General features: G+C 61.4%; 1 protein-coding gene. It reads left to right on the top strand.

The features are described from left to right. Window positions 1-443, top strand: a 443-nt coding sequence (locus R0J92_RS21755; protein ID WP_411053169.1) for a class I SAM-dependent methyltransferase, incomplete at both ends; no start/stop codon positions are given.

The following is a 443-nucleotide window of genomic DNA, read 5'->3' as shown; positions in this document are numbered from 1 at the left end:
GGGAGGCCCTGCCGGATTTCACCTCGCTGAAGATTTGCGACGTGGGCGGCTCGCGCCATTTCTGGGAAAAGCAGGATGCCGTCAACGTGCCAAGGGACATCACGCTTGTCAACATCCGCGATGACGGCCAGGCGCGGTCCTTCAGCGGTGATTTCGGACATATGAAGGTCGTCCTTTATGACGGCGAGCACCTGCCTTTCGAGGACAAGTCCTTCGATGTCGCCGTTTGCAATTCGGTCATCGAGCATGTGCCGCTGCATCTGCGGGCCAATCTGGTGAAGGAGGTGCAGCGCGTCTCCAACTATTTCTTCATCCAGACGCCGGCCTTCGTGTTTCCCATCGAGCCGCATTTCTTCTGCCCGGCCTTGCATTGGCTCCCCCGCTCGGTGGCCAGGCCGCCCCCGCTCACGGTCGCGCCCCCCGTGATGGCGCCCCTATTTGTG

It is taken from the genome of Tritonibacter sp. SIMBA_163 (assembly GCF_046535935.1).
In the GTDB taxonomy this organism is placed as follows: domain Bacteria; phylum Pseudomonadota; class Alphaproteobacteria; order Rhodobacterales; family Rhodobacteraceae; genus Epibacterium; species Epibacterium scottomollicae.
Note: the sequence above shows the minus strand (reverse complement) of the source record. Positions and strands in the feature narration are given on the sequence as shown.